The organism is Nisaea sp., from assembly GCF_034670185.1.
In the GTDB taxonomy this organism is placed as follows: domain Bacteria; phylum Pseudomonadota; class Alphaproteobacteria; order Thalassobaculales; family Thalassobaculaceae; genus Nisaea.
In genome coordinates this window covers 129,999-154,397 of sequence record NZ_JAXMNY010000004.1, presented here as the reverse complement: position 1 = coordinate 154,397, position 24,399 = coordinate 129,999, and the positions used below count along the sequence as shown (strand labels likewise).

21 protein-coding genes are annotated in these 24,399 nt (G+C 63.1%); 12 read left to right on the top strand and 9 right to left on the bottom strand.

Annotated features, from left to right (window positions below; genetic code table 11):
• The first annotated feature begins 116 nt into the window (after positions 1–116).
• Positions 117–2,795: a TIGR02302 family protein gene (locus VOI22_RS17090; protein ID WP_323797664.1), complete on the top strand. Its 2,679-nt coding sequence runs from the start codon at positions 117–119 to the stop codon at positions 2,793–2,795.
• Positions 2,796–2,820: 25 nt separating this feature from the next.
• Here the strand turns inward: VOI22_RS17090 and VOI22_RS17085 are convergent, their stop codons facing one another.
• The 3 genes from VOI22_RS17085 to VOI22_RS17075 all read right to left on the bottom strand — a co-directional run bounded on the left by VOI22_RS17085 (position 2,821) and on the right by VOI22_RS17075 (position 5,602).
• Complete coding sequence (locus tag VOI22_RS17085; protein WP_323797663.1) at positions 2,821–3,732, bottom strand: N-acyl amino acid synthase FeeM domain-containing protein; 912 nt, start codon at positions 3,730–3,732, stop codon at positions 2,821–2,823.
• 24 nt (positions 3,733–3,756) lie between these two features.
• Positions 3,757–4,644: a class I SAM-dependent methyltransferase gene (locus VOI22_RS17080; protein ID WP_323797662.1), complete on the bottom strand. Its 888-nt coding sequence runs from the start codon at positions 4,642–4,644 to the stop codon at positions 3,757–3,759.
• Between the two features lie 133 nt (positions 4,645–4,777).
• Positions 4,778–5,602 (bottom strand): DUF3426 domain-containing protein, encoded by an 825-nt coding sequence (locus VOI22_RS17075; RefSeq protein WP_323797661.1) that lies wholly within the window; start codon positions 5,600–5,602, stop codon positions 4,778–4,780.
• Positions 5,603–5,841: 239 nt separating this feature from the next.
• On the opposite strand from VOI22_RS17075, the gene ftsE reads away from it, so the two are divergent.
• From ftsE to VOI22_RS17055, 4 genes are all read left to right on the top strand, one after another.
• Positions 5,842–6,591 carry a cell division ATP-binding protein FtsE gene (gene ftsE / locus VOI22_RS17070; protein WP_323797660.1) on the top strand — a complete coding sequence of 250 codons (750 nt, stop codon included), beginning with the start codon at positions 5,842–5,844 and terminating at the stop codon, positions 6,589–6,591.
• Positions 6,592–6,594: 3 nt separating this feature from the next.
• Complete coding sequence (locus VOI22_RS17065) at positions 6,595–7,500, top strand: hypothetical protein (protein ID WP_323797659.1); 906 nt, start codon at positions 6,595–6,597, stop codon at positions 7,498–7,500.
• Positions 7,497–8,168, top strand: coding sequence for a YdcF family protein (locus VOI22_RS17060; RefSeq protein ID WP_323797658.1), 672 nt, complete (start codon positions 7,497–7,499; stop codon positions 8,166–8,168). Before VOI22_RS17065 ends, VOI22_RS17060 begins: the two co-directional genes overlap by 4 nt.
• Positions 8,169–8,298: 130 nt before the next feature.
• Entirely contained in the window at positions 8,299–10,632 is a 2,334-nt protein-coding gene (locus VOI22_RS17055) for an adenosylcobalamin-dependent ribonucleoside-diphosphate reductase (RefSeq protein ID WP_323797657.1), read from the top strand.
• A 410-nt stretch (positions 10,633–11,042) separates the two neighbouring features.
• Here VOI22_RS17055 and VOI22_RS17050 read toward each other — a convergent pair whose 3' ends face one another.
• Positions 11,043–12,650 carry a thiamine pyrophosphate-binding protein gene (locus VOI22_RS17050; RefSeq protein WP_323797656.1) on the bottom strand — a complete coding sequence of 536 codons (1,608 nt, stop codon included), beginning with the start codon at positions 12,648–12,650 and terminating at the stop codon, positions 11,043–11,045.
• A 19-nt stretch (positions 12,651–12,669) separates the two neighbouring features.
• Entirely contained in the window at positions 12,670–13,956 is a 1,287-nt protein-coding gene (gene acdA, locus VOI22_RS17045; RefSeq protein WP_323797655.1) for a 3-sulfinopropanoyl-CoA desulfinase, read from the bottom strand.
• Positions 13,957–14,052: 96 nt separating this feature from the next.
• On the opposite strand from acdA, the gene VOI22_RS17040 reads away from it, so the two are divergent.
• Positions 14,053–14,919, top strand: a complete 867-nt coding sequence (locus VOI22_RS17040) for a LysR substrate-binding domain-containing protein (protein WP_323797654.1) — start codon at positions 14,053–14,055, stop codon at positions 14,917–14,919.
• Between the two features lie 157 nt (positions 14,920–15,076).
• Here the strand turns inward: VOI22_RS17040 and VOI22_RS17035 are convergent, their stop codons facing one another.
• Positions 15,077–16,075, bottom strand: coding sequence for a 2-hydroxyacid dehydrogenase (locus tag VOI22_RS17035; protein ID WP_323797653.1), 999 nt, complete (start codon positions 16,073–16,075; stop codon positions 15,077–15,079).
• 221 nt (positions 16,076–16,296) lie between these two features.
• Between VOI22_RS17035 and VOI22_RS17030 the strand changes: the two genes are divergently transcribed.
• Positions 16,297–17,817, top strand: coding sequence for a gamma-glutamyltransferase family protein (locus VOI22_RS17030; RefSeq protein ID WP_323797652.1), 1,521 nt, complete (start codon positions 16,297–16,299; stop codon positions 17,815–17,817).
• Positions 17,818–17,860: 43 nt separating this feature from the next.
• Here VOI22_RS17030 and VOI22_RS17025 read toward each other — a convergent pair whose 3' ends face one another.
• Entirely contained in the window at positions 17,861–18,064 is a 204-nt protein-coding gene (locus tag VOI22_RS17025) for a hypothetical protein (RefSeq protein ID WP_323797651.1), read from the bottom strand.
• Positions 18,065–18,163: 99 nt separating this feature from the next.
• Here VOI22_RS17025 and cobU point away from each other — a divergent pair, with 99 nt between their 5' ends.
• Positions 18,164–18,694, top strand: coding sequence for a bifunctional adenosylcobinamide kinase/adenosylcobinamide-phosphate guanylyltransferase (cobU, locus tag VOI22_RS17020; RefSeq protein ID WP_323797650.1), 531 nt, complete (start codon positions 18,164–18,166; stop codon positions 18,692–18,694).
• A gap of 9 nt (positions 18,695–18,703) precedes the next feature.
• Here the strand turns inward: cobU and VOI22_RS17015 are convergent, their stop codons facing one another.
• Entirely contained in the window at positions 18,704–18,937 is a 234-nt protein-coding gene (locus VOI22_RS17015; protein WP_323797649.1) for a hypothetical protein, read from the bottom strand.
• Positions 18,938–19,239: 302 nt separating this feature from the next.
• Between VOI22_RS17015 and cbiB the strand changes: the two genes are divergently transcribed.
• Positions 19,240–20,217 (top strand): adenosylcobinamide-phosphate synthase CbiB, encoded by a 978-nt coding sequence (cbiB, locus tag VOI22_RS17010; RefSeq protein WP_323797648.1) that lies wholly within the window; start codon positions 19,240–19,242, stop codon positions 20,215–20,217.
• Positions 20,218–20,357: 140 nt separating this feature from the next.
• On the top strand, positions 20,358–21,677 hold the full coding sequence (locus VOI22_RS17005) for an MATE family efflux transporter (protein ID WP_323797647.1): 1,320 nt from the start codon (positions 20,358–20,360) through the stop codon (positions 21,675–21,677).
• A 4-nt stretch (positions 21,678–21,681) separates the two neighbouring features.
• Here VOI22_RS17005 and VOI22_RS17000 read toward each other — a convergent pair whose 3' ends face one another.
• Positions 21,682–22,341 (bottom strand): glutathione S-transferase family protein, encoded by a 660-nt coding sequence (locus tag VOI22_RS17000; protein ID WP_323797646.1) that lies wholly within the window; start codon positions 22,339–22,341, stop codon positions 21,682–21,684.
• A 172-nt stretch (positions 22,342–22,513) separates the two neighbouring features.
• Between VOI22_RS17000 and VOI22_RS16995 the strand changes: the two genes are divergently transcribed.
• Together VOI22_RS16995 and VOI22_RS16990 are read left to right on the top strand one after the other, a co-directional pair.
• Positions 22,514–23,902 (top strand): leucyl aminopeptidase family protein, encoded by a 1,389-nt coding sequence (locus tag VOI22_RS16995; RefSeq protein WP_323797645.1) that lies wholly within the window; start codon positions 22,514–22,516, stop codon positions 23,900–23,902.
• 127 nt (positions 23,903–24,029) lie between these two features.
• Positions 24,030–24,392, top strand: a complete 363-nt coding sequence (locus VOI22_RS16990) for a MarR family transcriptional regulator (protein WP_323797644.1) — start codon at positions 24,030–24,032, stop codon at positions 24,390–24,392.
• Positions 24,393–24,399: the final 7 nt, after the last annotated feature.

Genomic DNA, 24,399 nt, shown 5'->3' with positions numbered 1-24,399 from the left:
GGGAGAGTATGAGCTATCGACAGGTTCCCGTGCCGCCGCGGGTGGTTTTGCCAGCGGGGGAGGCGGTCGGGATCCGTCCCTGATGACACGGCGCTATGCCGGGGATGGGTCTTTGCATGCGTGACGATGCCCAGACGGCTTCATTCTCCTACCGGTTGAAGGTATGGACGACCAGCCTTGTGCTGGCGTGGGAAAGATTTTTCCCGGCCTTCCGCTGGCCGCTCGCTCTGCTTGGACTGTTTCTTGGATTTTCCCTGATCGAATTGCCCCAGGCGCTGGGACAGATCAGTGGCGGCTGGCTGCAGGCGGGTTTTCTCGCCATCGTGCTCGCACTCTTCCTCTGGACATTCCGGCGCGCAATCATCGCGTTCTCCTGGCCGGACGAAAGCCAGATCCTGCGCCGGCTGGAAAGCTGGTCGGGTTTGCGGCACCGGCCGCTCTCTGCCCTGAGCGACGCGGTCGCGGGCGGCGGACGGACGGAAGCGGCTCTCTGGCAGGCGCATCTGAAGCGGCTTGGTGATGTCCGCCGGAAGGTGCATGTCGGCAGTCCCGAGCCAGTTGCGGCGCGGCTCGATCCGTTTGGCCTGCGCGCCCTTGTCGGCCTCATTCTCTTCATGGGGCTGGTCGCGGGCTGGCAGAATCCGGGCGAGCGATTGCGCGCTGCGGTCACGCCTGAACTGCGGGGCGCGGGCGCTGCGCCATCCTCGCTCGCGGATGTATGGGTCAGCCCGCCGGATTACACCGGCATGGCACCGATCCTGCTCTCCCGCTCGGCCTTGACCCGGGCGGGAGATACGTCAGAGGACGTTCCGCCAGACCCGGGAACCGTTGCGATCCCGGTTGGCAGCCGTTTCCTGGCAACCGTCAATGGCGGCGAGGAGACACCTGAGCTGATCATTGAGGACGGCGTTCTTGCGGGCACTGCCGACAGGACAGCCGAAGGCACGTCACAAGGCACCTCGGAGCGGGTCAGCTTCGAGACCATTGCGCCCGAAAGCCATCAGATACAGACACCGATTTCCCGTGGTACCCGGCTTGCCGTGATGCAGGACGATGAGGCTCTCGCTGAATGGCGCATCAATGTGCTGCCGGATCTGGTGCCGTCGGTCGATTTCACGGAGCCGCCGGCCGCCTCTGAACGGCAGGCCCTGATCCTGCGCTATGAAGCGGAAGACGACTATGGTGTGGCCCGGGTACGGGCGCTGATTCATCGCCTCGGGGATGACGGCATCACCGACGAGAAGCCGATCGAGATTGCCATGCCGGTGGTTGCTGGCGAGCGGAAGGAAATCACCGGTCGCAGTTTCAGCGATCTGACCCCGCATCCCTGGGCGGGACACAAGGTGCGGATCACGCTTGAGGCGTCGGACGATCTGGATCAGACCGGAACAAGCGCGCCGGTCGAGATGGTGTTGCCGGAGCGGGTCTTCAATCATCCGGTGGCGATCGCGGTCATCGCGCAGCGCAAGCGTCTGGTGACCGAGCCGGAAGAGCGCATCGATATTTCCGAAATCCTGCTGACCCTCGCTGCCCGGCCGGGTCGCTATTTCCACGATACTGTTGTCTTTCTCGGCCTGAAAACGGCGGCGAACAGGCTCTATTTCAAAGCGCCGGACGCGGAAGGCGTCGAAGCGCTGCAGAGCTTGCTCTGGGACGTCGCCTTGCGGATCGAGGATGGCGAGGTTTCCACCGCCATGCGCAAGCTGCGCGATGTCGAGCGCAGGCTGCAGGAGGCGCTGGCCGGGGATGCCAGCGATGAGGAGATCGAGCGGCTGATGCAGGAGATGCAGCAGGCGATCGACGAGTATCTGCGGGCCATGGCCGAACAGATGATGAAGCAGGCCCAGCGTGGCGATCAGATGCAGCGCCAGCAGATCGACCCGAACCAGATGATGCGCCGCGAAGATCTGATGAAGATGCTGGACCAGATGCGGGACATGGCGAAGACCGGTGCCCGCGACGCGGCCCGGCAGATGCTGTCGCAGCTCCAGCAGATGATGGAAAACCTGCGGATGGGCATGCAGCAGCAGCAGATGTCGCCGCAGCAGCAGGCTTTGCAGGAAATGATGCGCCAGTTGAAGGATCTGTCACAGCAGCAGCGTGACCTGATGGACAGAACCTTCCAGCAGCATCAGCGCCAGCGCGGTCAGCAACCGGGCCAGCAAGGCCAACAGGGGCAGCAGCAGGGGCAGCGCGGTCAGCAGCCGGGGCAACGTCCCGGCCAGCAGCCAGGGCAAAACGGTCAGCAACCGGGGCAGTCACCCGGCCAGGGCGACGGTCAGATGACGGCCGAGGAACTGGCGGCGGAGCTTGCGGAAATGCAGGAACAGCTGCGCAAGCAGCTCGGTGAATTCATGCGCAAGGTCGGCGAGGGCCTCGGGCAGATCCCGCAGGGTTTCGGCGACGCGGAGCAATCGATGCGCGATGCCACCGAGGCGCTTGGCGAGAACGCGCCGGGTCAGGCTGTCGGGCCGCAGGGCGATGCGCTCGGTCAGATGCAGCAGGGTGCGGAATCCCTGAACGAGGCCCTGCGTGAGATGGCGAACGGCCAGGGTCAGGAAAATCCGAACGCACAGAGCGCCGATGAGGACGATTTCGAATCGGAGGACGGCGATCCTCTGAACCGCCGACGCACCGGATACGGTTTCAACGACAACAACGATGTCCAGATCCCGACGGAAAGCGATATCCAGCGGGCCCGCCGGATCTTCGACGAGCTGCGGGAGCGCTCGGGTGACCGGTCCCGGCCGAGCCTTGAGCTGGATTATATCGAGCGTCTGCTAAAGCGGTTCTGATCGGGCGTGCCCGTTCAGACAGGTGTTATCCGTAACTTGCGTTCATTGCCTTCATCCGCCGGCCCAGCAGCTTCAACTGATTGAGAGCTTCATCCGGGTTGGAGCGGAGGAAATCCAGGAAGACGTCTTTATGCAGCGTCATCGCTCTGACGGGCGAGGTGGCGACTACATTCGCGGTCCGCACATCATCCATGAAGATTGCAAGTTCACCGACAATATCGCCCTCGCCAAGAACGGCGAGAACACGGTTATCGGCTGGGTGTAATACTCTCACCTCACCCTCAATAATGACGTAGGCCATATCGCCCACATCGCCTGCACGGATGATCGTCTCTTCAGGATTGAAGATGTGACATTCGTAGGATTGAAGGAAGTTGTAGAGATTATTCTGGTGCAGGAAATCGATAAAGATGTCCTGCAGATCACGCACATCCAGAAGCATGGGCAGCACTTTGACCGTGATTCCAGGCACCTCGAAACTGTCGCCGACCTTCTTGAAGCCGATCCGTCCCAGCATCCGCCCGATCAATGGATTGACTGGCGCCAAAACCCAGTCTGTATTTTGCGAGCACCCGTAATAGCAAGCCATCAAAATCAGCGCATTTGCCACCTGTGACGATCTGTATTGTTTGAGTATGCAGAAATGCCCAGAGCTCGCCCGAACGGCATCTGGGGGAATCAACGATCCGTAATCGTAAAAATCATCCGCATGCAAGCCGACGTCCGAATCAAGGATAATGCGCATTCCGCCGATCACCACGTCATCGATGACCGCGACGATATTCGTGGATGTGGGATAGGCGTCAAACCGGTCAAATACCCGACCGTCGGGTTTTGCTGGGAACAAGCCTTCCTCGATGCAGAAAACCTCGTGCCGGACTTTATAAAGCTCATCCAGCAAGGCAGGTGTATCAGCGATCTTTATCTGAATTGGCATTAAGACACTTTTTCCGAAGAGTGATTAGATGTTTGACGTCGCGGCAACCATGAACTCCCCCTTATGGAGGGCAGTTTCCGGGGGCCGGGACAGATATTCCAAATACGCTTTGTCATCATCCAGAATGGCATCGCACTTGAAGGAGACGCCTGCCAGAAACGCCCCGATTGTCGAGGGTTCGATGCACCATTCAAGAGGTTCTTTCTTCACCTGAAGGTAAGCTCGCAGCAGCCAGGTGGAATTATTCTCAGAGGACCCGAACGGCGCCAATGCGGTGAAAAGGAAAGCGGCTTTGGGGTCGAACTTCTGGATATCTTTGAATGTATTGATGACGGAGCCTTCATCCAGATACATGAAAACGCCCTCACAAATGAAAACCGTGGAGGCGTTTGGCTCGATTATGTTTTGCGAGGACAGTGCCGCATACAGGCCTTCATCGGACAGGTCGAAAGCCAGAAAAGACAGATTGTCTCCCGGTGCTGAGACCGCATTGATGATCGCGACTTTTTCCTGGCTGGTTGACGGGTGATCAATCTCGACAAATTTCACGTCCGGGTATTTTTTGTGCAAATTCCAGGCGAGAAGATCAAAGCCAGCGCCGATATTCACGACTTGCCGGGTGCCTGATGCAATCAGCTTTTCGACGTTACTCAGGAAGAATTTTTTCCGCAGCGCGTAGTGAACGCTGATGTTCGGTGCCAGAAGTTTCTCGAAGATGCGCAGCAGGCGTGTCGAGATCACGCCTTCCACTTGTTCAATGCGGCGCCGTCCTTCCGGTGAGGCGGATAAGAATGTCCGTATCGACTGTCTGATATCGGCGTCTACAAGTGGTGCGTATAGCGGCTGATTCGATGCCCACAAAAGCCCTTGCATGACTGTGTAAGCTGTCGAGCTGGCTTTATTGGCATCCATCGTCGCGATTCCTGATCAGAATGAGGGGGGGTGTCCTATGCCGGCATTACCCACACCTAATACAGGCTTATACCGTTGCCGCAAATGGAACTCGGCTGGTGTTCGGACGGGCGGTTCGTACTGCCGGAATGGGTTAATATCCGAGGCCGCCGCCGAGAGCTTGTTCTGAAAAGGTGATGGTCACCTCCGCCGCATCGGCGCCGGGTTGCGGCAGCTCGTACTCGAAGTTGGTCTTCTCGCCCGGCAGCATGACCTGGTTTTCCGCCCGGAACAGCCATTCCTGCATGACGTCGCCCTGGCTGCCGGTGAGCTTGCCGGCCAATGTCGGAACGGTTTGCATCTGTTCCGTCGGGTTGCGGATCTCTCCCTTGATGACCAGCAGCTCGATAGAGCCGTCCGCCTTGCGCCAGGCGGCGACATTCTGGATCACCAGCTCCTCGCCGATCACCGGAACACCCAGCCCGATCGAGGCATAGAGCCGGTCGATCGGCGGCCAGGCGGCGACCAGAGAGCCCCGTGCGCCAAACAGAACTGCGAGCACGACCAGCACGGCGATACCGGCGATCGCGGCGACCAGTCCCTTGCGCCGGCGCTTCGGTGGCCGGGACAGCGGCATGCGGCCGCGCGGGATCGGCGGCGCGCCGAACACGCCTTCCTGATCTTCTTGCTGTTCGTCGTTTACGAAGGCGGGTTCCACGTCGGGATCGGCCTCGCCGCTGCCGAAGCGTCCGAACGGGACGACCTCTTCTTCTTCGCCGTCGGGCGTGTCGGGTTCGTCGGCAGGCTTGGCCGCGGCAGGTTGAGCGGCAGGCTTCGGCGCCTTCTTTTCTTCCAGCATTTCCAGTGTCTGATGCCACTCGTGGCTGCACTTGCTGCACCGGAGCTTGCGGCCCTTGGGGCCGATAGCGTTGTCCGGTACGCTGAAAGACTGACTACATTCGGGACAGGTGAGTTTCATGTGATCCTGTTGTCCACTGACGGTCCGGCCACTATAGGCAAAGCCGACGGTCGCGCCTACTGTCCGCCACGCTTCAACACCGGCACTTTCAATAGCCGGGCTTTCAATGGTGCTGACGATCTGAAATCATGGGGACTTGAGCAACCGGAAAATCTCGCGAAACCATATTTGCGGGTCGGTCCGGAGTCTGGGCCCGATATCTGGGCCCCGGTAACTGGGAGAGGGAGGCGCGCCGCGCCGTGATCCAGTTTGACAAGGTGGAGCTCCGCTATCCCGGGAGTCCGGCAATCCTCAGCGATGTTAATTTCGCGGTCGAGGAAAGCTCGTTCCAGTTCATCACCGGGGCGAGCGGGGCCGGAAAATCGAGCCTGCTGAAGCTGATGTATCTCGGGCTGAAGCCGTCGCGCGGACGACTGTCCCTGTTCGGTCAGAACGCGGCGACCATCGGCCGGGACGGTATTCCGGCGTTGCGTCGGCGCATCGGTATCGTGTTCCAGGACTTCCGGCTGATCCCGCATCTGAGCGCGCTGGACAATGTCGCGCTGCCGTTGCGCATCGCCGGGGCGCGCGAATCGGCGATCCGCGAATACGTTCCGGAGTTGCTTGAATGGGTTGGCCTCTCCGGCCATTTCGACTCCCTGCCGCACACGCTGTCCGGTGGACAGCAGCAGCGCGTGGCCATCGCCCGTGCCGTGATCGGCAGGCCGCAGCTCTTGCTCGCCGACGAGCCGACGGGCAATGTCGACGACGGCGTGGCCATCCGGCTGCTCTATCTCTTCGAGGAATTGCACAAGATGGGCACCACGGTGCTGATCGCGACCCATAACAGGGCGCTGGTGGAGCGTTTCACCTATCCCTGCCTGAATGTCGATGGCGGGCGCGTGACCCGTGTCCGCGGACCGGGTAGCCGGCGTAGCGAGCCGCGTCCTGTCGGTGCGGCAACCAGCGGCGGGACCAGCAATCCCAGCAAGCACCGTCACAGGGGCTGAGGCATGGCTCTTATTCCCCGCGGCGACATTCCCCTGTCGCACGATCCATCCGCCCGCTACCTGCCCTGGCTACTTGGCATCATGTGCTATTTCGCCGTGCTCGCCTCGGTCGGGGCGGTCACATCGCATCAGCTCGCCGCGCGCTGGGATTTTGCGCTCGGCAGTGTGGTCACGGTGCAGATTCCGGCGGCGGTTACAGAAGGAAGCGATGCGCCTCGGCTGAGCCAGGCGGAACGGATGATGCGGCAGTTGCCGGGGATCCTGCGGCTGGTCCGGGTCGATACCTCCCGCAGCGCCGAGCTGCTGGCGCCGTGGCTCGGTGCCGAACTCGCTGCCGACTTGCCCCTGCCGCGCCTGTTCGATCTGCATTTCGCCGCCCCACCGGAGGTCGATCTGAAACAGTTCGAAGCCCGGCTCGGTGAACTTTTCCCGGGCGCCATGGTCGAGGCCCATACCCAGTGGATGAGCCATGTGGCCAAGCTGACCCGGGCTGTCGAGGTGCTTGGCCTGACGGTGCTGGCGCTGGTCATGGGGGCCTCGGTCGTCGCCGTGATCTTCGCCGTGCGCACCTCGGTCTCGATCCACCGTGAGGTGATCGCCATCCTGCATCTGATCGGCGCCCGTGACGGCTATATCGCCTCCGAATTTCAGGCCCACGTCCTGAAGATGGCGCTGCGCGGCGGTCTGGTCGGCGGGTTTCTTGCCGTTGCGACGCTGGCCGGCGTCGCCGCGGCCTTGGAGCCGGAGGCGGTCGATGGCGCCAACCTGATCCCGACCCTGCTCGGAGGGTTGCCCGCCGGGGTGGTCGAATGGAGCCTGATCGCGTCTGCGCCGGTGCTGGTTGCCCTTGTCGCCTGGATTGCCGCGAGGCTTTCCGTGCTCGGCGCGCTCAGAAGGATGAACCCGTGAGCGCGGAGGGCCGGCAGGAAAGCCGGAAACATGGCCGGGACTGGAAGGCAGGACCGCTCAAGGGATGGCTGGTCGGCCTTCTGAGCGTTGTCACCGTGGCGGGCGGTCTCTGGATTGGCGGGTTTTTCTGGTTCCTGGCCGTTATGCCGTCGGATGCGCCGCGTGCCACGCCTGAGGCCGATGCCATTGTGGTGCTGACCGGTGGCAGCCGGCGGATTCCGGTCGCTGTCTCCCTGCTGCTTGAAGGCCATGCGAAGGCGTTGCTGGTCTCCGGGGTCAACGATATCGTCAGCCCGTCCGAATTCCGGGCGGTCATGGCGGAGAGCGGTGTCGCCGTCGATCAGGAGATGATGGATTGCTGCGTGGCGCTTGGATATGGCGCGCACGACACCATCGGCAATGCCGAGGAGGCGGCCAACTGGATGAAGTCGGGCGGCTATCGCTCGATGATCCTCGTCACCTCGAATTATCACATGGCCCGTTCGCGAATCGAGTTCCGCGCGGCGATGCCGGATATCGAGATCAGCGAATACCCGGTGCGTCCGGCCGATCCGGGCCTTGCCGAATGGTGGAAATCGCCGCAGTCGCGCTTCCTGATTCTGTCGGAATACGTCAAATACCAGGCTGCCTGGCTGCGGGTGACAGCGGCTTCGATGATGCCGGAGTGAGGCTTATCGTGTTATGCTGCCGTTTCGGCGTGACACGATAGACATGTGATCATGGTGCATATATATAGCGTTCTCCCAATAGCGCGCGGCTATATATAGTGTTTGACGAGATAGAACGGACGAGCCCGGAATGACTTCAATCGCCCCGGTTTCCCAGCAGATTTGGGACATGAAGTACCGCCTGAAGACCGCAGACGGCGAGCCCGTCGATCGCACGATCGAGGACAGCTGGCATCGTGTCGCGCGGGCTTTGGCCGAGGTCGAGACCGATCAGGAGGCATGGGCGGAGAAGTTTTATACCGCGCTCGCCGATTTCCGTTATCTGCCCGCCGGCCGGATTTTCGCCGGCGCCGGCACCGGCCGTCAGGTCACGCTCTTCAACTGTTTCGTCATGGGAACGGTTCCGGACAATATGGCCGGGATCTTCGAGGGCCTGAAGGAAGCGGCTCTGACCATGCAGCAGGGTGGCGGCATCGGCTACGATTTCTCCACCATCCGGCCGCGCGGCGCGCGGGTGCACGGGGTGGCGGCGGACGCATCCGGCCCGCTCTCCTTCATGGATGTCTGGGACGCCATGTGCCGCACCATCATGAGCGCGGGCTCCCGCCGTGGCGCCATGATGGCGACGCTGCGCTGCGATCATCCGGACGTGGAAGCTTTCATCGAGGCGAAACGGGACCCGGCCCGGCTGCGCATGTTCAATCTCTCCGTCCTCGCCACCGATCCTTTCATGGATGCGGTGAAGCAGGACGATCCCTGGGATCTCGTGTTCGACGGCACCGTCTACAAGACCGTGCAGGCGCGCGATCTGTGGGACAAGATCATGGCCGCGACCTATGCCTATGCCGAGCCGGGCGTGATCTTCATCGACCGCATCAACAAGCGGAACAACCTGCATTACTGCGAGACGATTGCCGCCACCAACCCGTGCGGCGAGCAGCCGTTGCCGCCCTATGGCGCCTGCCTGCTCGGCTCCATCAACCTCGCCCGCTTCGTGAAGAACCCGTTCGAAGAGAATGCGGAGCTGGATATGGACGAGCTGGCCCGCGTGGTGCCGCTCGCCGTCCGGATGATGGACAATGTGGTCGACGCCTCGAAATTCCCGCTTCCGGAGCAGGAACATGAAGCCCAGGCCAAGCGCCGCATCGGTCTTGGCGTTACGGGCCTGGCCGACGCCCTGATCTTCTGCGGTCTGCGCTACGGCTCGCCGGACGCGGTGGCGATGACGGAGAAATGGATGGCCGCGCTGCGCCGTCACTCCTATCTCGCCTCGGTCGATCTGGCGAAGGAGAAGGGTGCGTTCCCGCTGTTCGACGCGGACAAGTATCTGGCCAGCGAATCGGTGAAAGAGCTGGATCAGGACGTGCAGGACGCGATCCGGGAGCATGGCATCCGCAACGCCCTGCTGACCTCCATCGCGCCGACCGGCACCATCTCGCTGGTCGCGGACAATGTGTCCTCCGGCCTCGAGCCGGTCTTCAGCTATGCCTATAACCGCACCGTGCTGATGCCGGACGGCAGCCGCAAGACCGAAGAGGTCTCGGACTATGCCTACCGGATGTACAAGCACCTGAAGGGTGACGATGCGGAGCTGACGGACGCCTTTGTCAGTGTCCAGACCCTGACGCCGAAAGACCATGTGGCGATGCAGGCGGCGGTGCAGAAATACATCGACAGCTCGATCTCCAAGACCATCAACGTGCCGGTCGATATTTCCTTCGAGGATTTCAAGGACGTCTATCTCTCGGCCTACGAGCAGGGCTGCAAGGGCTGTACGACCTACCGCCCGAACGAGATCACCGGCTCGGTGCTGAGTGTCTCGGACGAGAAGAAGGAAGAAGCCTCACCGGCTCCCGCCAACACGCCCGCCAACACGAACGAGGAAGCGGCAACCACGACAGATCCGGCGGCGAACCCTGATGTGGTCTACATGACCGAGCCTTTGGGGCGGCCGGAGGAGTTGCCGGGCAAGACCTACAAGATCAAGTGGCCGGAGAGCGACCACGCCATCTACATCACCATCAACGACGTGATGCAGTCCGGCCACCGCCGTCCGTTCGAGGTCTTCATCAATTCCAAGAACATGGAGCATTACGCCTGGACCGTGGCCCTGACCCGGATGGTCAGCGCCGTATTCCGGCGCGGCGGCGATGTTTCCTTCGTGGTCGAGGAGCTGAAAGCGGTGTTCGATCCGCGCGGCGGCTGCTGGATGGGCGGCAAATACGTCCCCTCCCTGCTCGCTGCCATCGGCGGCGTGATCGAGCAGCATCTGCAGGATATTGGCTTCCTGAAGGACCCGGACACGCTGGAAATGGATTTCGGCGGGAAGAAAAAGGTCGTCAATGACGGCCCGGTCGCCGGCGGCCCGATCCCGGCCCAATGCCCGACCTGCGGCTCCGTCTCCCTGATGAAGCAGGAAGGCTGCGACCTGTGTACGAGCTGCGGCTATTCGAAGTGCGGCTGAGGGACTGACGCCTCACTCCTCTTCTTTTCCCAAACCTCCACACCGTCATCCCGAACTTGATTCGGGATCCATTGATGGCGGGTAAAGCTCTATGATCCGTGGATCCCGACCTTCGTCGGGATGACGAGGTGGGGAGGCTGAGGTCTCACTCTTCCTCATTCTCCGCCCCCTATTCTCCCAACGATAAATAGCCGTCATTCCCGCGAAAGCGGGGACCCAGAGATCATAGGGCGAGATCCGTGCTCCCCTGGGTCCCCACTTGCGTGGGGATGACGTATTAGGGGGCGGACAGGCTCCCCCCTCCACCGTCATCCCGGACTTGATCTGGGATCTTTTGCAGGCAGATTCCGCCTTACGATCTGACAGATCCCGGCTCGGTGGCCGGGATGACGTTTAAGAGCGGGCGGGACTTAAATCCGCCCGTCATAGCTCTGCCTATCGATCCGGCAGGCGCAGAGGGTGAAGGTGTCGGTGGCGAGGCCTGTTCTGATCGCGGCAGCGAGCGTCTTCCGGTCCTCGCACCAGATGCCAATGCCGCCGAGCGCTTCGGCGATGGCGACGAAATCGGTCTCCTGCATGTCGACCCCGGCATTGCCGTAGCTCATCTCCCGCTGCTTCTTCTCGATCAGCGCCAGCGAGGCGTCGACGAAGACCACGACGATGACCGGCAGCTTCAGGTCGCGCAGCGTTACCAGCTCACCCAGCACCATCTCCAGCCCGCCGTCGCCGGTGAAGGCCACGACCGCCCGGTCCGGGGCGGCGAGTTTGGCGCCGGTGGCAAGCGGCAGGGCGCAGCCCATGGTGCAGAGGCCGGTGGATTGCAGGACCGCGTGCGGCACCTGGGCTTCCCAGACCTGGCTGGCGAGAATGCGGTGGGCGCCGCTGTCTATGGTCAGCACCGTGTCGGGCGGGGTGTTGGCGCGGACGGTGGTGGTGATGGCGGCGGGGCCCCAGGCCTCATTCTGGCCGAAGGCGCCGGCAAGGGCGGAACGGGTATCGGCGATGAGGGTGCCGGGCCAGGTGGCGCGCGGCGCGACGCCATCTCCGAGGGCCTTCAGGCTTTCGCCGACATGGGCGTGGAAGGTCATCGTGGCGTCATGCATGTAGGAATATTCGGGCGCGGCCAGCAGCTCGACGATTGTCTTCTCCGCCGGGTCCCAGAGGTTCTGCCAGCCGGGGCGCATCTCGATCGGGTCATAGCCTGCGAGCAGGATGAAATCCGCCGCCTCGATCACCGGTTTCAGGTGCGTGTCGGCGAGCGGCGACAGGCCGGCGCCGCCGAGGGACAGCGGATTGTCTTCGGCCAGGACGCCTTTCGCCTTGTAGCTGGCGATCACCGGGGCGCCGAATTTTTTGGCAAACCCGGCCAGCGTTTCGGCAGCACCCTGATTGACCACGTCGAGCCCGGCGATGATCAGTGGGCGCTCGGCCTTGGCCAGCGCAGCACGGGCGGCATCCAGAGCGTCTCCTGGCGCGGGAGTGGAGGGCTGCGGCGCGGGGCGTCTGACCGGTTTGGCGTCCGTGATCTCTTTCGCCGCGACGGCGATTGGCAGATCGATATGCACGGGGCCCGGCCGGTCCGCCATGGCGAGGCGCACCAGCTTGTCGATCAGCGCGTCCGCGTTCTTTTCGGGCATGGTGACGCTGGCCTTGGTGACCGGGCCGAAAACCTTTGTGTGATCGAAGACCTGATGGTTGTAGGTCACGGCCTCGCCCGCATCGACGCAGCCGGTGAGCACGATCAGGGGCACCCGATCCTGCTCCGCATTGGCGGTGACGTTGACCGCGTTCGCGGCGCCCGGCCCGACGGTACAGACCAGCACGCCCGGCGCACCGGTCATGTGCCAGATGCCTTCGGCCATGAAGCCGGCGGCGTTCTCATGCTTGGCCAGCAGGAAGCGAATGCCCGCTTTCTCCAGCGCATCCACCAGAGTCAGGACTTCGCCCCCTGGCACGCCAAAGGCATAGCGGACCCCCGCCTCGTACAGGCGGCGGGCAATCACATCGGCAATACGCATGGGACTTCCTTATACGAGGCTATTCAGCAGCCAACCGCACCGCGGCCTCTTTTTCGGCGAGGCGCAGATGCCCGTCGCGGGTCTGCGGCAATTTCCGTTCGAGAATGCGGGAGGCGACGACGGTGCGCAAGATCTGCGCGGTGCCTCCGCCGATCGTGAACATGCGGGCGTCCCGCTGCATCCGTTCCATCGGATAGTTCCGGGAGTAACCGCGCGCGCCGAACACCTGCAGGGCATCCGTCGTCACCTTGATGGCCATCTCGGACGCCATGATCTTGGCCTGCGCCGCCAGGGTCGCGTCCGGGAACGGGGCGCTCGGACCTTCGGCGCTGGCCGCCGCCCGCCAGATCAGCGAGCGGGCGGCTTCGAGCTGCACGGACATATCCGCGAGCATCCATTGCAGGCCCTGGAATTCGGCAATCGGGCGGCCGAACTGCTCGCGCTCTCCGGCGAAGGCGAGGGCGTGACGGTAGGCACCGGCCGCGATGCCCATGCCGACGGTTCCGGCGCCGACGCGCTGGGCGTTATAGGCGCTCATCAGATCGGCGAAACCGCGCTTGAAACCGCTCGGCGGCAGCAGAGCCATGGAAGCCGGGATTTCCAGATCATTGAAGATCACTTCGGTTTCCGGAATGCCGCGCAGGCCCATCGTCGGCTCGCGGGTGCCGATGACAAGTCCGTCTGCCTTGTCCTTGTCGGCGAGGAAGCCGCCGATGCCAAGCTCGGTGCCGTCCTCGTCGAAGACGCGGGCGAAGATCAGGTGCAGGCGGGAAACGCCGCCGCCGGTGATCCAGTGCTTCTTGCCGTTCAGCACATAGGTATCGCCCCGCTTGTCGGCCCGTGTGGTCATCAGCGTCGCGGCACTGCCGGCATCCGGCTCGGTGATACAGATCGCCAGCTTGTCGCCGCCGAGCACATGCTCGGCGCCAAGCTTCTTCTGGGCCTCGGTGCCGTAGGTCATGATGGCCGAGATCGCGCCCATATTGCCCTCGACCACGATGCGACCGGTAACGCCGCAGGCCGCCGCCAGCTCCTCGATCACCAGCACGGTGTCGAGATAGGAGCGGCCCGGCCCGCCATAGTCTTTCGGCACGGTCATGCCCATGAATCCGGCGTCGGTCAGCGCTTTCACATTGTCCCAGGGATATTGCTCGCTGCGATCCACCTCGGCGGCGTTCGGGGCGATCACATCCGCCGCAAGGGCGCGGGCGCGGGCCTGCAGGTCTTTCTGCTCCGGGGTCAGGTCGAAAAACATGGCTGCTTCCTCACGCGGGTCTTCTTGATTTTGGTAGAGCGCGAAATTCACGCGCCTCTCACGGGTCCGTGAAGTGTGCGGTTGGGAATAACTTCAGGCAAGCGCATATTTCTGATACTTAAAATCAAAAATATTGAAGAAGAGTCGATGTCACTTCGCCGCCTGCAGATCTTTCTCGAAGTCGCCGCCCGGGGCAGTTTTGCCGCTGCTGCGGATCGGCTCGGGCTTGCCCAGTCCGCCGTCAGCATGCAGATGCGGACTTTGGAGCAGGAGCTGGGCGCGGATCTGTTCGACCGGTCCCGCCGCCCTCCGGTATTGAATGACCGGGGCACCGCACTGATCCCGCAGGCACGGGCGATCCTGACTCAATACGAGGATCTGAAACAGTCGGTGCAGCCCGACGGGCATATCGCGGGCACGCTCCGGCTCGGCGTGATCCAGACCGCGAGCACTGCTGTTCTACCGGGTGCGTTGACCAGCTTGCATGAGAGATTTCCGGATCTGCGGGTGCGGATCGAAAGCGGCCTTTCCGCGGGCCTGCTGGGGCGGGTTGCGCATGGGGAGCTGGATGCCGCCATTCTGACGGCGCCGGATCGTCTGCCTCCGGAACTAAAGGACCACTTGATTTTCGAGGAGCCGCTCTCGGTGATCGCGCCGTCGGCGCTTGCGGGCGCGAGTGACGCGGAATTGCTGACGCGCCATCCCTTCATCCGCTTCAACAGGCGTACCGGCGTTGGCCGGATCATCGAACATGCACTGCGCCGTCGCGGCCTCGCTGTGGATGAGGCGATGGAGCTGGATGCGATCGAGCCGATCATCGAGATGGTGTCCTGCGGGCTTGGCGTGGCCGTCGTGCCGGCCTATGCGCTCGATCCGGGGACGCGGGACGCTATCCGGGTTTTGCCGTTCGGGGACCCTGTTGCGACCCGCAAGGTCATCGTTGTCGAGCGGCACGCCTCGACCCGGTCCGCCCTGACCGCCGTGCTCGTCGAGGCATTGACCGGCTTGCACTAATGGTCTTGCGGGTTAATCGCGATAAATAATGTCGTCCGGACCGCTCTCTGCCTTTCGCAGGGGCAAACATCCGCGAGCAGCGCTCAATGGATCCGGTCCTCCGGACGTGGCGGCTTGCCGCCGGTGCCCGGCCGAACGGTATTAAGTCCTGTCTGGATCAGCCCTGGCGGGTGCCCTCGAAGCAGAAATTCTCCAGCTCCTCGCCCCGGGCGAACCGGTCGAGATTGGCGGCGACGAAGGCCCAGCGGCGGTTGGCCATCTCGTTGCTCCAGGCCGAGTTGTGCGGCGACATGATGATATTGTCGAGCTTCTGGAACGGGAATTTGGACGGCCAGGGATTGGGGTCTTTCTTCGACGGGTAGGTGTACCAGACATCGATGATCCCGCCCCGGATCTGTTTGCTCGACAGCGCCTCGTAAAGCGCTGCCTCGTCGACTACGGCGCCGCGCCCGACATTGCAGATCACCGCGTCGGACTTCATTTTGCCGAAGGCTTCGCGGTCGATCATGCTGCGCGTGTCGTCGTTCAGCGGCGCGGTGACGATGACGAAATCGCTTTCCGCCAGCAGCGTGTCCATGTCGTCGAGGGTGCCGTACCAGTCGACCACGTCAGGCTCGTCCCGCTTGGTCCGGGACAGCGCCATGACCCGCATGTCGAAGGCTTTGCAGCGCTTGGCGACTTCGCGGCCGATATGGCCGTAGCCGACGATACCGACGGTGGCGCCGCGCATCTCGCGGTGCATCGGGCCTTTCGAGATGTCCCGGCCATTGAAGGATTTCTCCTTCATCATCGGATGGGTCTCGCGCAGCAGGCCGGTCTGGAATTCCAGCATGCCGGCCAACACATGTTCGGCGATCGTGGTCTCATGCTCGAAGGTGTTGCAGAAAACAGTGCCTGCCGGGATCTTCTCCGGCCCGGTCCAGTCGTAGCCGGTAAAGGGGATCTGGAAGAGCTTCAGCGGAATGCCCTGGGGCAGATCCGGCACGCCGCCGCCGACCAGCACATCCACATCCGCGACCCGTTCGCGGAAGGCATCCTCGCCGTCATCCTTGGCCCAGGTCTTGATCTCCCAGTCCGTTTCCAGATTGCTCTTCAGCATCTCGTAGCGCGGGCTGCCTTTCGGCTGGGTCAGGAGCAGGCGATAGGTTTTCGACACGGGATATCTCTTTCTCGGCGCGGATAACGGAACGGCTCGGGGCCACGCTTCGACATAGACCGGCGGCGGATGGCGGGCAAGAGCCGGTGCGTGCACGATTGTCGGCGACCAGCGCGATCAATGCCGGAACGTAGATTCTGCATACCGCAATATTCGAGTGCAGGGCGCGCTGGAATAGATCACACTCGCGCGCTTCCAAGATTACGCATCCAGAGGACGACATGGCCGAGCGGGAACCGAGCATCACGACATGGCAACAGGGCACGCCAAAAGCAGGTGCGGCGGCGTGCGGCAATGCCGATGCGTCCCGCGCGGCACTGGATATCCTCGAAGCCGGCGGTAACGCCATCGATGCGGCGGTTGCGGCAGCTTATGTCATGGGCACGGTGGAGCCGCTTGATTCCGGCATCGGCGCCGGCGGCTTCATGATCCTGCATGATGCCGCCAGCGGAAAGACGGAGTCCGTCGATTTCCTCGGCGTGGCCCCGATGACCGCGCGTTACGATCTCTATCCATCCGTGGATACCGACAACGCTTATGTCGTCCGGGTGAAGGGCCGCGAGAATGAACGCGGGCATCGCTCGGTTGCGGTCCCGGGATCGGTGCGCGGGCTCGGCGAGGCGCAGACGAAATTCGGCAAGCTGGCGATGGCCGACGTGCTGGAGCCGGCGATCGGGTTGGCGGAAGGCGGCTTCAAGGTCGGGCACAAGGCGGCCCTGCGTATGGCCCGCACGGAAGCACTGCTGAGCCTGACGGAAGCGACGCGTAAACTTTTGCTGAAGCCGGATGGCAGTCTCTACCGGGCAGGGGAAGAGATGGCCAATCCGGAATATGGCCAGTCCCTGCGGATGATCGCGAAAGACGGCCCGGACTGTTTCTACAAAGGCGCCCTTGCGGATCTGTTGCTGGCGGAGATGGAGGCGCATGACGGCTTTCTCAGCCGCGCCGATCTCGAAAGTTACGCGGCGATCTGGCGGGCGCCTGCGACCGCACGGTTCAAGGGGCATGACGTCGCGACCATGCCGCCGCCGTCATCGGGCGGGTTGGTTTTCGGCGGACTGGCGGCGCTGGAGGGCGAGAGCGTCACGGACGGCGCGCATTACGATCTGCTGGCGGGCGCGATGCTGGAGATGTTCCGGAAGCGGGCCGCCGGATATGGCGATCCGGCATTCGTGAACGTCGCCGCCGGGGAGTCGAGCGAGACCACAAGTCTCGCCGTGATCGACCGGGACGGGAATGCGGCCTGCATCACCTATTCCAACAACAACCATTCAGGCGTGGTGCTGCCGGGGACGGGCATTCTGCTGAACAACCAGATGATGCTGTTCAGCCCATGGCCCGGGAACCCGAACGAGGTTGTCGGTGGCAAGCGTCCGGTATCCAGCATGATGCCGAGCCTGATGTTCCGGGACGGCAAGGTGCGCATGGCCATCGGTGCTTCCGGATCGACCCGGATTCCGACGTCGATCATGCAGGTGTTGTTCAACAGCCTGGTACTCGGCGATGCATTGCCGGATGCGGTCGGCCGTGCCCGGCTGCATGCGGAAACCGAGACGCTTCTGGCGGATGCCGAGCTTGAGGAGACCGTCGCCGGCATTGCCGGGGCGCGGGGGCTGCAGCTCAAGCTCAGCCCGGGCCGGGACCCGATGCTGGCCTCGGTGCAGGCGGTCGCGGTGAATGAAGATGGCAGCATGGCCGCCGTCGGCGATCCCCGGGCCAGGGCCGCGGGGATGGTGCGCTAGCGGGCGTTCGGACGAGGGCTGTCAGACACACGTCAGGTGCGCGTCAGTTCCCGGAATTGTCCGCCGCGAAATCGGCTTTCATGCGCTCTTCCAGCTTCAGAAGATCTTCCGGCGGCTGCAGGCCTTCGGCACGCATGGTGTTGAGAATCCGCTCAAGCTGTTCCCATGCCTCACGCAGATCGGCATTCTCTTCTTCGACAGATTCCAGAAGCAACTGGGCGCTCATGGTCAGATCGTCTTGTGGCATGTCTTGCTCCTGTTTGCCGACCTGCCCGGGTATGACCGGGCCTTGCCGAAGTGTACTCTGCTCCGTGTGCGCGGGACAGGCGAATGAAGGACAGCCCTTATGACGCAAAGCAGCGGATCGGTGACCTTGGTACTGGGCGGCGCCCGCTCGGGCAAGAGCCGTTATGCAGAAAGTATCTGCCGGCAAACGGAGCGCGCATTGATCTATGTCGCGACCGCCGAGGCGCATGATGACGAGATGAAGGCCCGCATCGCGCAGCACCGTGCGGACCGTGCGGCGGACGGCTGGCAGACCATTGAGGAGCCGCGTGGTCTTGCGGCCATCCTGAAAGGGGAGACGGAGCCCGGCCGGGTTCTGCTCGTCGATTGTCTGACGCTTTGGCTGACGAACCATCTTCTTGGCGATGCGGATATCGAGGCGGAGATAGAGCGGCTTTGTGCGGCCGTCAGTGCGTCATCCGCCGATCTGGTGCTGGTCGCCAACGAGGTCGGGTTCGGCATCGTGCCGGAGAACAGGCTCGCCCGCGCCTTCCGCGATCATGCGGGGCGTCTCAATCAGCGCATCGCGGCGATCGCGGACAGGGTGACCCTGGTCGTTGCCGGACTTCCGGTTCAGGTAAAGGGAAGCTGAAAAGCGGCCTCAGAAAAACGTCCATTCGCCGGAAAGCCCGCGCACGCGCAGCACCGAAACCAGATAAATAGCGGCCAAAACGGCAATCACGGCGATCGCTGCAAGATCCAGCGTTCCGTTCGTGACGGCTTTGAAAGCCAACCATGACATGAGGCACGGCGCGGCGATCCACGTCGTGGTCCTGACCCAGAGACGGCTTGCCTTTATAGCGTGCCGTCTGCGTGTGAAATAGCGCCGTCCCATCAGCAAACCTTTCAAACGTAAATGAGGAGACGATTTAACTAATTAAACGATATGTGTTTACGTATTGTAAATTAAAATCGGAAGGCGCATAATAGTATGCGGTGAGTCCCTTAGCCGATTCTCCTTGTGAGAACTCACTTGAATCGAAATGGCCCGGTCGTCATGACCGGGCCACTTTTTTGTCTCCAGAGCGCACAGCCCGGACGCGCTCCACGACATTTACACCGATAGAATTCTCTGGAAACGGCGCCTGAAATGGTGTCAGTCGGCGTGAACCTGAAAACCGGCGGGAACGCGTAGTTATGATCGAGGCGGCATTGCAGAGCGTGGGCGGTATCCTTTGCCTGGCGCTGGTGTTCGACGCTGTGATCGGCGATCCGCCCGCCCTGTGGAACAGGCTGCCGCACCCGGTCGTTCTGTTCGGCAATCTGATCGGCTGGGGCGAGACCCGCTGGAACCGGCCCGGGGCCGGCGATGCGGCCCGCCGTCGGGGCGGTGTCTTTCTGACCGTCCTTCTGCTTGCCGCCGCCGCGCTGGCTGGCTGGCTGCTGCATCGCCTTGTTTCTTTCGTAAGCTACGGATGGCTTCTGGAAGCGGCGATTGCGTCCGTCTTCCTGGCGCAGAAAAGCCTTCACGATCATGTCGCCGCAGTGGCACGTGCCTTCGAGACGGACGGCTTGCCGGGCGCGCGCCGGGCGGTTTCGATGATCGTCGGACGCGATCCCGAACAACTGGACGAGGGCGGCGTCAGCCGGGCGGCCATCGAGACGGCGGCGGAGAATTTTTCCGACGGCGTGGTGGCGCCGGCTTTCTGGTACCTGCTTGCCGGCCTGCCGGGCCTGCTTGCCTACAAGGCGCTGAACACGGCCGACAGCATGATCGGCCACAAGAACGACCGGTATCGGGAATTCGGCTGGGCATCCGCCCGGCTGGACGATCTGGCGAACCTCATCCCGGCGCGCTTATCGGCTGTGCTGATATGGGCTGCCGCTTTCGTGGTGCCCGGCGCGGATGCCCGCTCGTCTGTTCGGGCCACCCTGCGGGATGCCCGTCTGCACCGCTCGCCCAATGCAGGCTGGCCGGAGGCGGCGATGGCGGGCGCGCTCGGGCTGCGCCTTGCCGGGCCGCGCGTCTATGGCGGCAAGATTGTCGAGGATGCCTGGATGGGCGCGGGCGGTGGCGATGCCGGCATGGGCGATATCCGGCGGGCGCTTACCCTGTTTCGCCTGGCCTGTGGCGCGCTGATCCTTCTCACGGGGTTCCTGGCGCTGACCGCTTGAACCCGGCTCTACAGATCTGGCCCTCTACAGATATGACGGGCAGCCGTACGAATTTATTCGGACCGGCCGGACAGGCTTGTCTTTATGGTCCGGGGTGGATTACACCCCGCCACCCCGAGAATTCGAAGGCAGCAAGAGACGTGTCTGCTCAGCCAACCATCAATCGCCGGGTCTGGACGCTTGCCTGGCCCGTCGTGCTGTCCAACCTCACGGTGCCGCTCGTCGGTGCGGTGGATACCGCCGTGGTCGGCCATCTGGATGCGGCCTTCTATATCGGCGGCGTGGCGCTCGGCTCCCTGCTGTTCAATTACATCTATTGGGGTTTCGGCTTCCTGCGCATGGGAACGACCGGTTTCGTCGCCCAGGCGAAAGGCGCCGGTGACGGGACGGAGGTTCTGGCCAGCCTCGGCCGGGCTTTGCTGCTGTCTCTTTTCTTTGGCGGGATCTGCCTCGCTCTGACAGCGCCGATGGCGGACTTCGCTTTCTCCATCCTGGACGGCAGCGACGAGGTTGAAGAGGCGGCGCGGTCCTATTTCATGATCCGGGTCTGGGCCGCTCCGGCGGCTCTGTGCAATTTCTCGGTCCTGGGCTGGCTGTTCGGCATGCAGGCCATGCGCGGCGGGCTGGTCCAGCAGGTCGTCATCAATAGCGTGAATGTGGCGCTGAACCTGATCTTCGTGCTCGGGCTCGGCTGGGGCATCGAGGGTGTCGCGCTGGCGACGGTGATTGCCCAGTATGTCGGGCTTCTGGTTGGCGCCGTACTGGTCTGGCGGCTGGCGCCGCGCGATGTCCGTCTGCCGCGTCTCCGGGAACTTGCCGCGGTCCGGCGCCTGAAGGCGATGATGGCGGTGAACCGGGATATCTTCATCCGCACGCTGGCAGTGCTGACGGCCTCCGCCTTCTTCATGAACGAGAGCGCGAGGCTCGGGGACACGGTGCTGGCGGCCAATGCGGTGTTTCTGATCTTCAAAAGCGTCGCGGGATACGGTCTGGACGGTTATGCGCATGCCGCCGAGGCGCTGGTCGGCGAGGCGATCGGACGGCGATCACGGGTGCAACTTCGCGCGGCGGTGATTGCCACCACAAAAGGCGCCGCCGTGCTGGCTGTCCTGATGACCGTGCTGTTCTTCGCCGGCGGCAGTCTTTTCATCGACCTGATGACCAGCATCCAGGCGGTGCGGGATGTCGCCCGTGACTATCTGCCGTGGGCGGCGGCGATCCCGCTTGTCGCGGTCTGGTCATTCCAGCTCGACGGAATGTTCATCGGGGCAACGCGCGGGGCGGAGATGCGGAACGGAATGCTGATCGCCCTCACGGTCTTCGTCGCGGTGGCCTGGCCGCTGACCGACCTGTACGGCAATCACGGGCTATGGGCCGCCTATTGTCTGTTCCTGCTGGTCAGGGCCGGGACCATGGCGCTGTATTACCCCCGGCTGGAGCGCGGACTGGCGGCCCGCTAGCGGCCTACAATTCGTGCCGGTCGATCACCATCGGCTCGTTCCTGGCGTCTTCCACCCAGGCCTTCATGGCTGGAAAGTCCCAGACCGCCTCGGCATAGGCCGCGGCTTCATCCGCCAGTTCGACACCATAGGTGCGGAAGCGCGATACCACCGGGGCGAACATCGCGTCCGCGATCGTAAAGTGGCCGAACAGGAATGGGCCGTCGGCGGGATCGGTCACCCGGCGCCGGTGATTGCGCCAGATTGCCGTGATCCGGTTGATATCTTCCTGCACGCCGGGAGCGCGCCCGTGACCGGGAAAGCTGGAGCGGACATTCATCGGCATGTTCTTGCGCACGGCGCCGAAACCGGAATGCATTTCGGCAGAGACCGAGCGCGCCCGTGAACGGGCGATCGGATCCGCCGGCCATAATTTCGCGTCGGGATGCTTCTCGGCCAGATACTCGCCGATGGACAGGCTGTCCCAGACCGTCAGCTCCCCGTCCTTCAGGACCGGAACAAAGCCGGACGGCGAGTGCCGCAGGATCTCCTGGCGCGTGGTCGGCGTATCGAGCGCGATCACTGTTTCCTCGAACGGGATGTCGCACGCTTTCATCATCAGCCAGGGCCGCATCGACCAGGACGAATAATTCTTGTTTCCAATGATGAGGCTGTACGGCGCCATGACGATGCTCCCTCCGAGCGTTGTTGCCGCCATTTGAACCGGCTCGGCCCCGGCACGCAACCTCTGACATGCAGAATACAGCGCGTCACGTCCCAGCCATGGCGGCTTCGCTTGAGCAGGCCTGCCGCGCGGGCTAGAACAAAAGCACCGTCTCTTTCACTGGAGCTCCCCGATGCCGTTCCGTTTCGTTGGTAAAGCGACCCCGAAATCCGTTCCGCTGTCACCTGTCAGCGCAGCGACCCTTCCAGCCTGGCTGAAAGGATCGGACGCACGGATTGTCAGATGGATCCGCGAATCGGAGTTCCTGGCGGCGCCGGGGGCAACCTGTTTCGTGCCGGGGGCCGACGGCGGGCTGGAGCGCGTCCTGTTCGGTGTCGAGGAGCAGGAGGAGCCAGGCGGCGGTCTCTGGGATCTGGCGCCGCTGCCGGCCGCCTTGCCGAATGGCCGCTATTTTCTCGATGCCGATCTGACGCCTGAGGCCGCGACCCGGGCCGCGACCGGATGGGCACTGGCGCATTACCGGTTCGACAAGTTCAAGGAAAAGACCGTGTTCAAGGCCGAGCTGGTCTGGCCTGCCGGTGCCGACCAGGATGAGGTGCACCGCCTCGCCGAGGCCACCGGCCTTGCCCGCGACCTGATCAACCGGCCGGCCAACGATCTCGGCCCGGAAGAGCTTGCAGACGCGGCGTCCGATCTCGCCAAAGCCTACAAGGCGAAGATCGAGATCATCGAGGGCGAGGCGCTTCTGGCCGAGAATTTCCCGATGATCCATGCCGTGGGCCGCGCCGCCGACCGGGCGCCGCGCCTGATCGATATCCGCTGGGGCAAGAAAAGCCATCCGAAGGTGACGATTGTCGGCAAGGGCGTGATCTTCGACAGCGGCGGTCTGGACATCAAGCCCGCTGCGGGCATGCTGATGATGAAGAAGGATATGGGCGGATCGGCCCATGCGCTGGGCCTCGCCAAACTGGTCATGGATGCGGGCCTGCCGGTCCGGCTCCGGGTGCTGGTCCCGGCGGTGGAGAATGCGATCTCCGGCAACGCCTTCCGGCCGATGGATATCCTGCCGTCGCGCAAGGGGCTGACCGTCGAGGTTGGCAATACCGATGCCGAAGGCCGGCTGGTGCTGGCCGATGCGCTGACCGAAGCCGACAGCGAGAAGCCGGACATGATTCTCGACTTCGCGACCCTGACCGGCGCCGCCCGGGTGGCGCTCGGCACCGATCTGCCCGCGCTCTTCTGCAACGATGACGCCCTCGCCGCCGATCTGCTCGAAGGCGGGCTGGAGACGCGGGACGCGCTCTGGCGGATGCCGTTGCACCAGCCTTACCGGGAGATGCTGAAGTCGCCGAACGCGGATCTTTCCAGTACCGGATCGGGCGGCTACGGCGGCGCCATCACGGCGGCGCTTTTCCTGGAGCACTTCGTTTCGTCGGAGACACGATGGGCCCATGTCGACGTAATGGCATGGAATCTCAAGTCCCGGCCCGGGCGTCCGGAAGGCGGGGAAGTCATGGGTATACGGGCTTTTTATAAAATGTTGCGCAAACGTTATGGTTAACGGCCGGTAAATAGGGCTCGCTGACAGTAAATACGCGTTTCGCGAACGATCTTTCGTTGCGCAGTGCGATTACTCCCTGTATTGTCAAATCGAATTCGAAACAAACAGGGTTATGCTGGTACCGGATATGGCTGTCGATTCGATACAAGCCCTTGGCATTTGGCGCAAAGCCCTGGTCGAAAGCGTCCGGCGCGATACGCCGGACCTGACCGCCCGGCAACTGGCGGTTCTGCTCACCGTCTATATCGAGAACCCGCCGCACACGGTGCGCGGGCTCGCATCCGCCCTGAACGTTTCGAAACCGGCCATTACCCGGGCGCTCGATCGTCTTGGTGAATATGGTTTCGTGCGCCGCCGCCCGGATGAGACGGACCGGCGCAGCGTGCTTGTGCAGCGGACTGTGAAAGGCTCGGTCTTCCTGACCGAGTTCGGCGATCTTGTCGTCGACGCGTCACGCGGCAGCCGGTTCGAGGCAGACGCGGCCGACTGACGCCGGC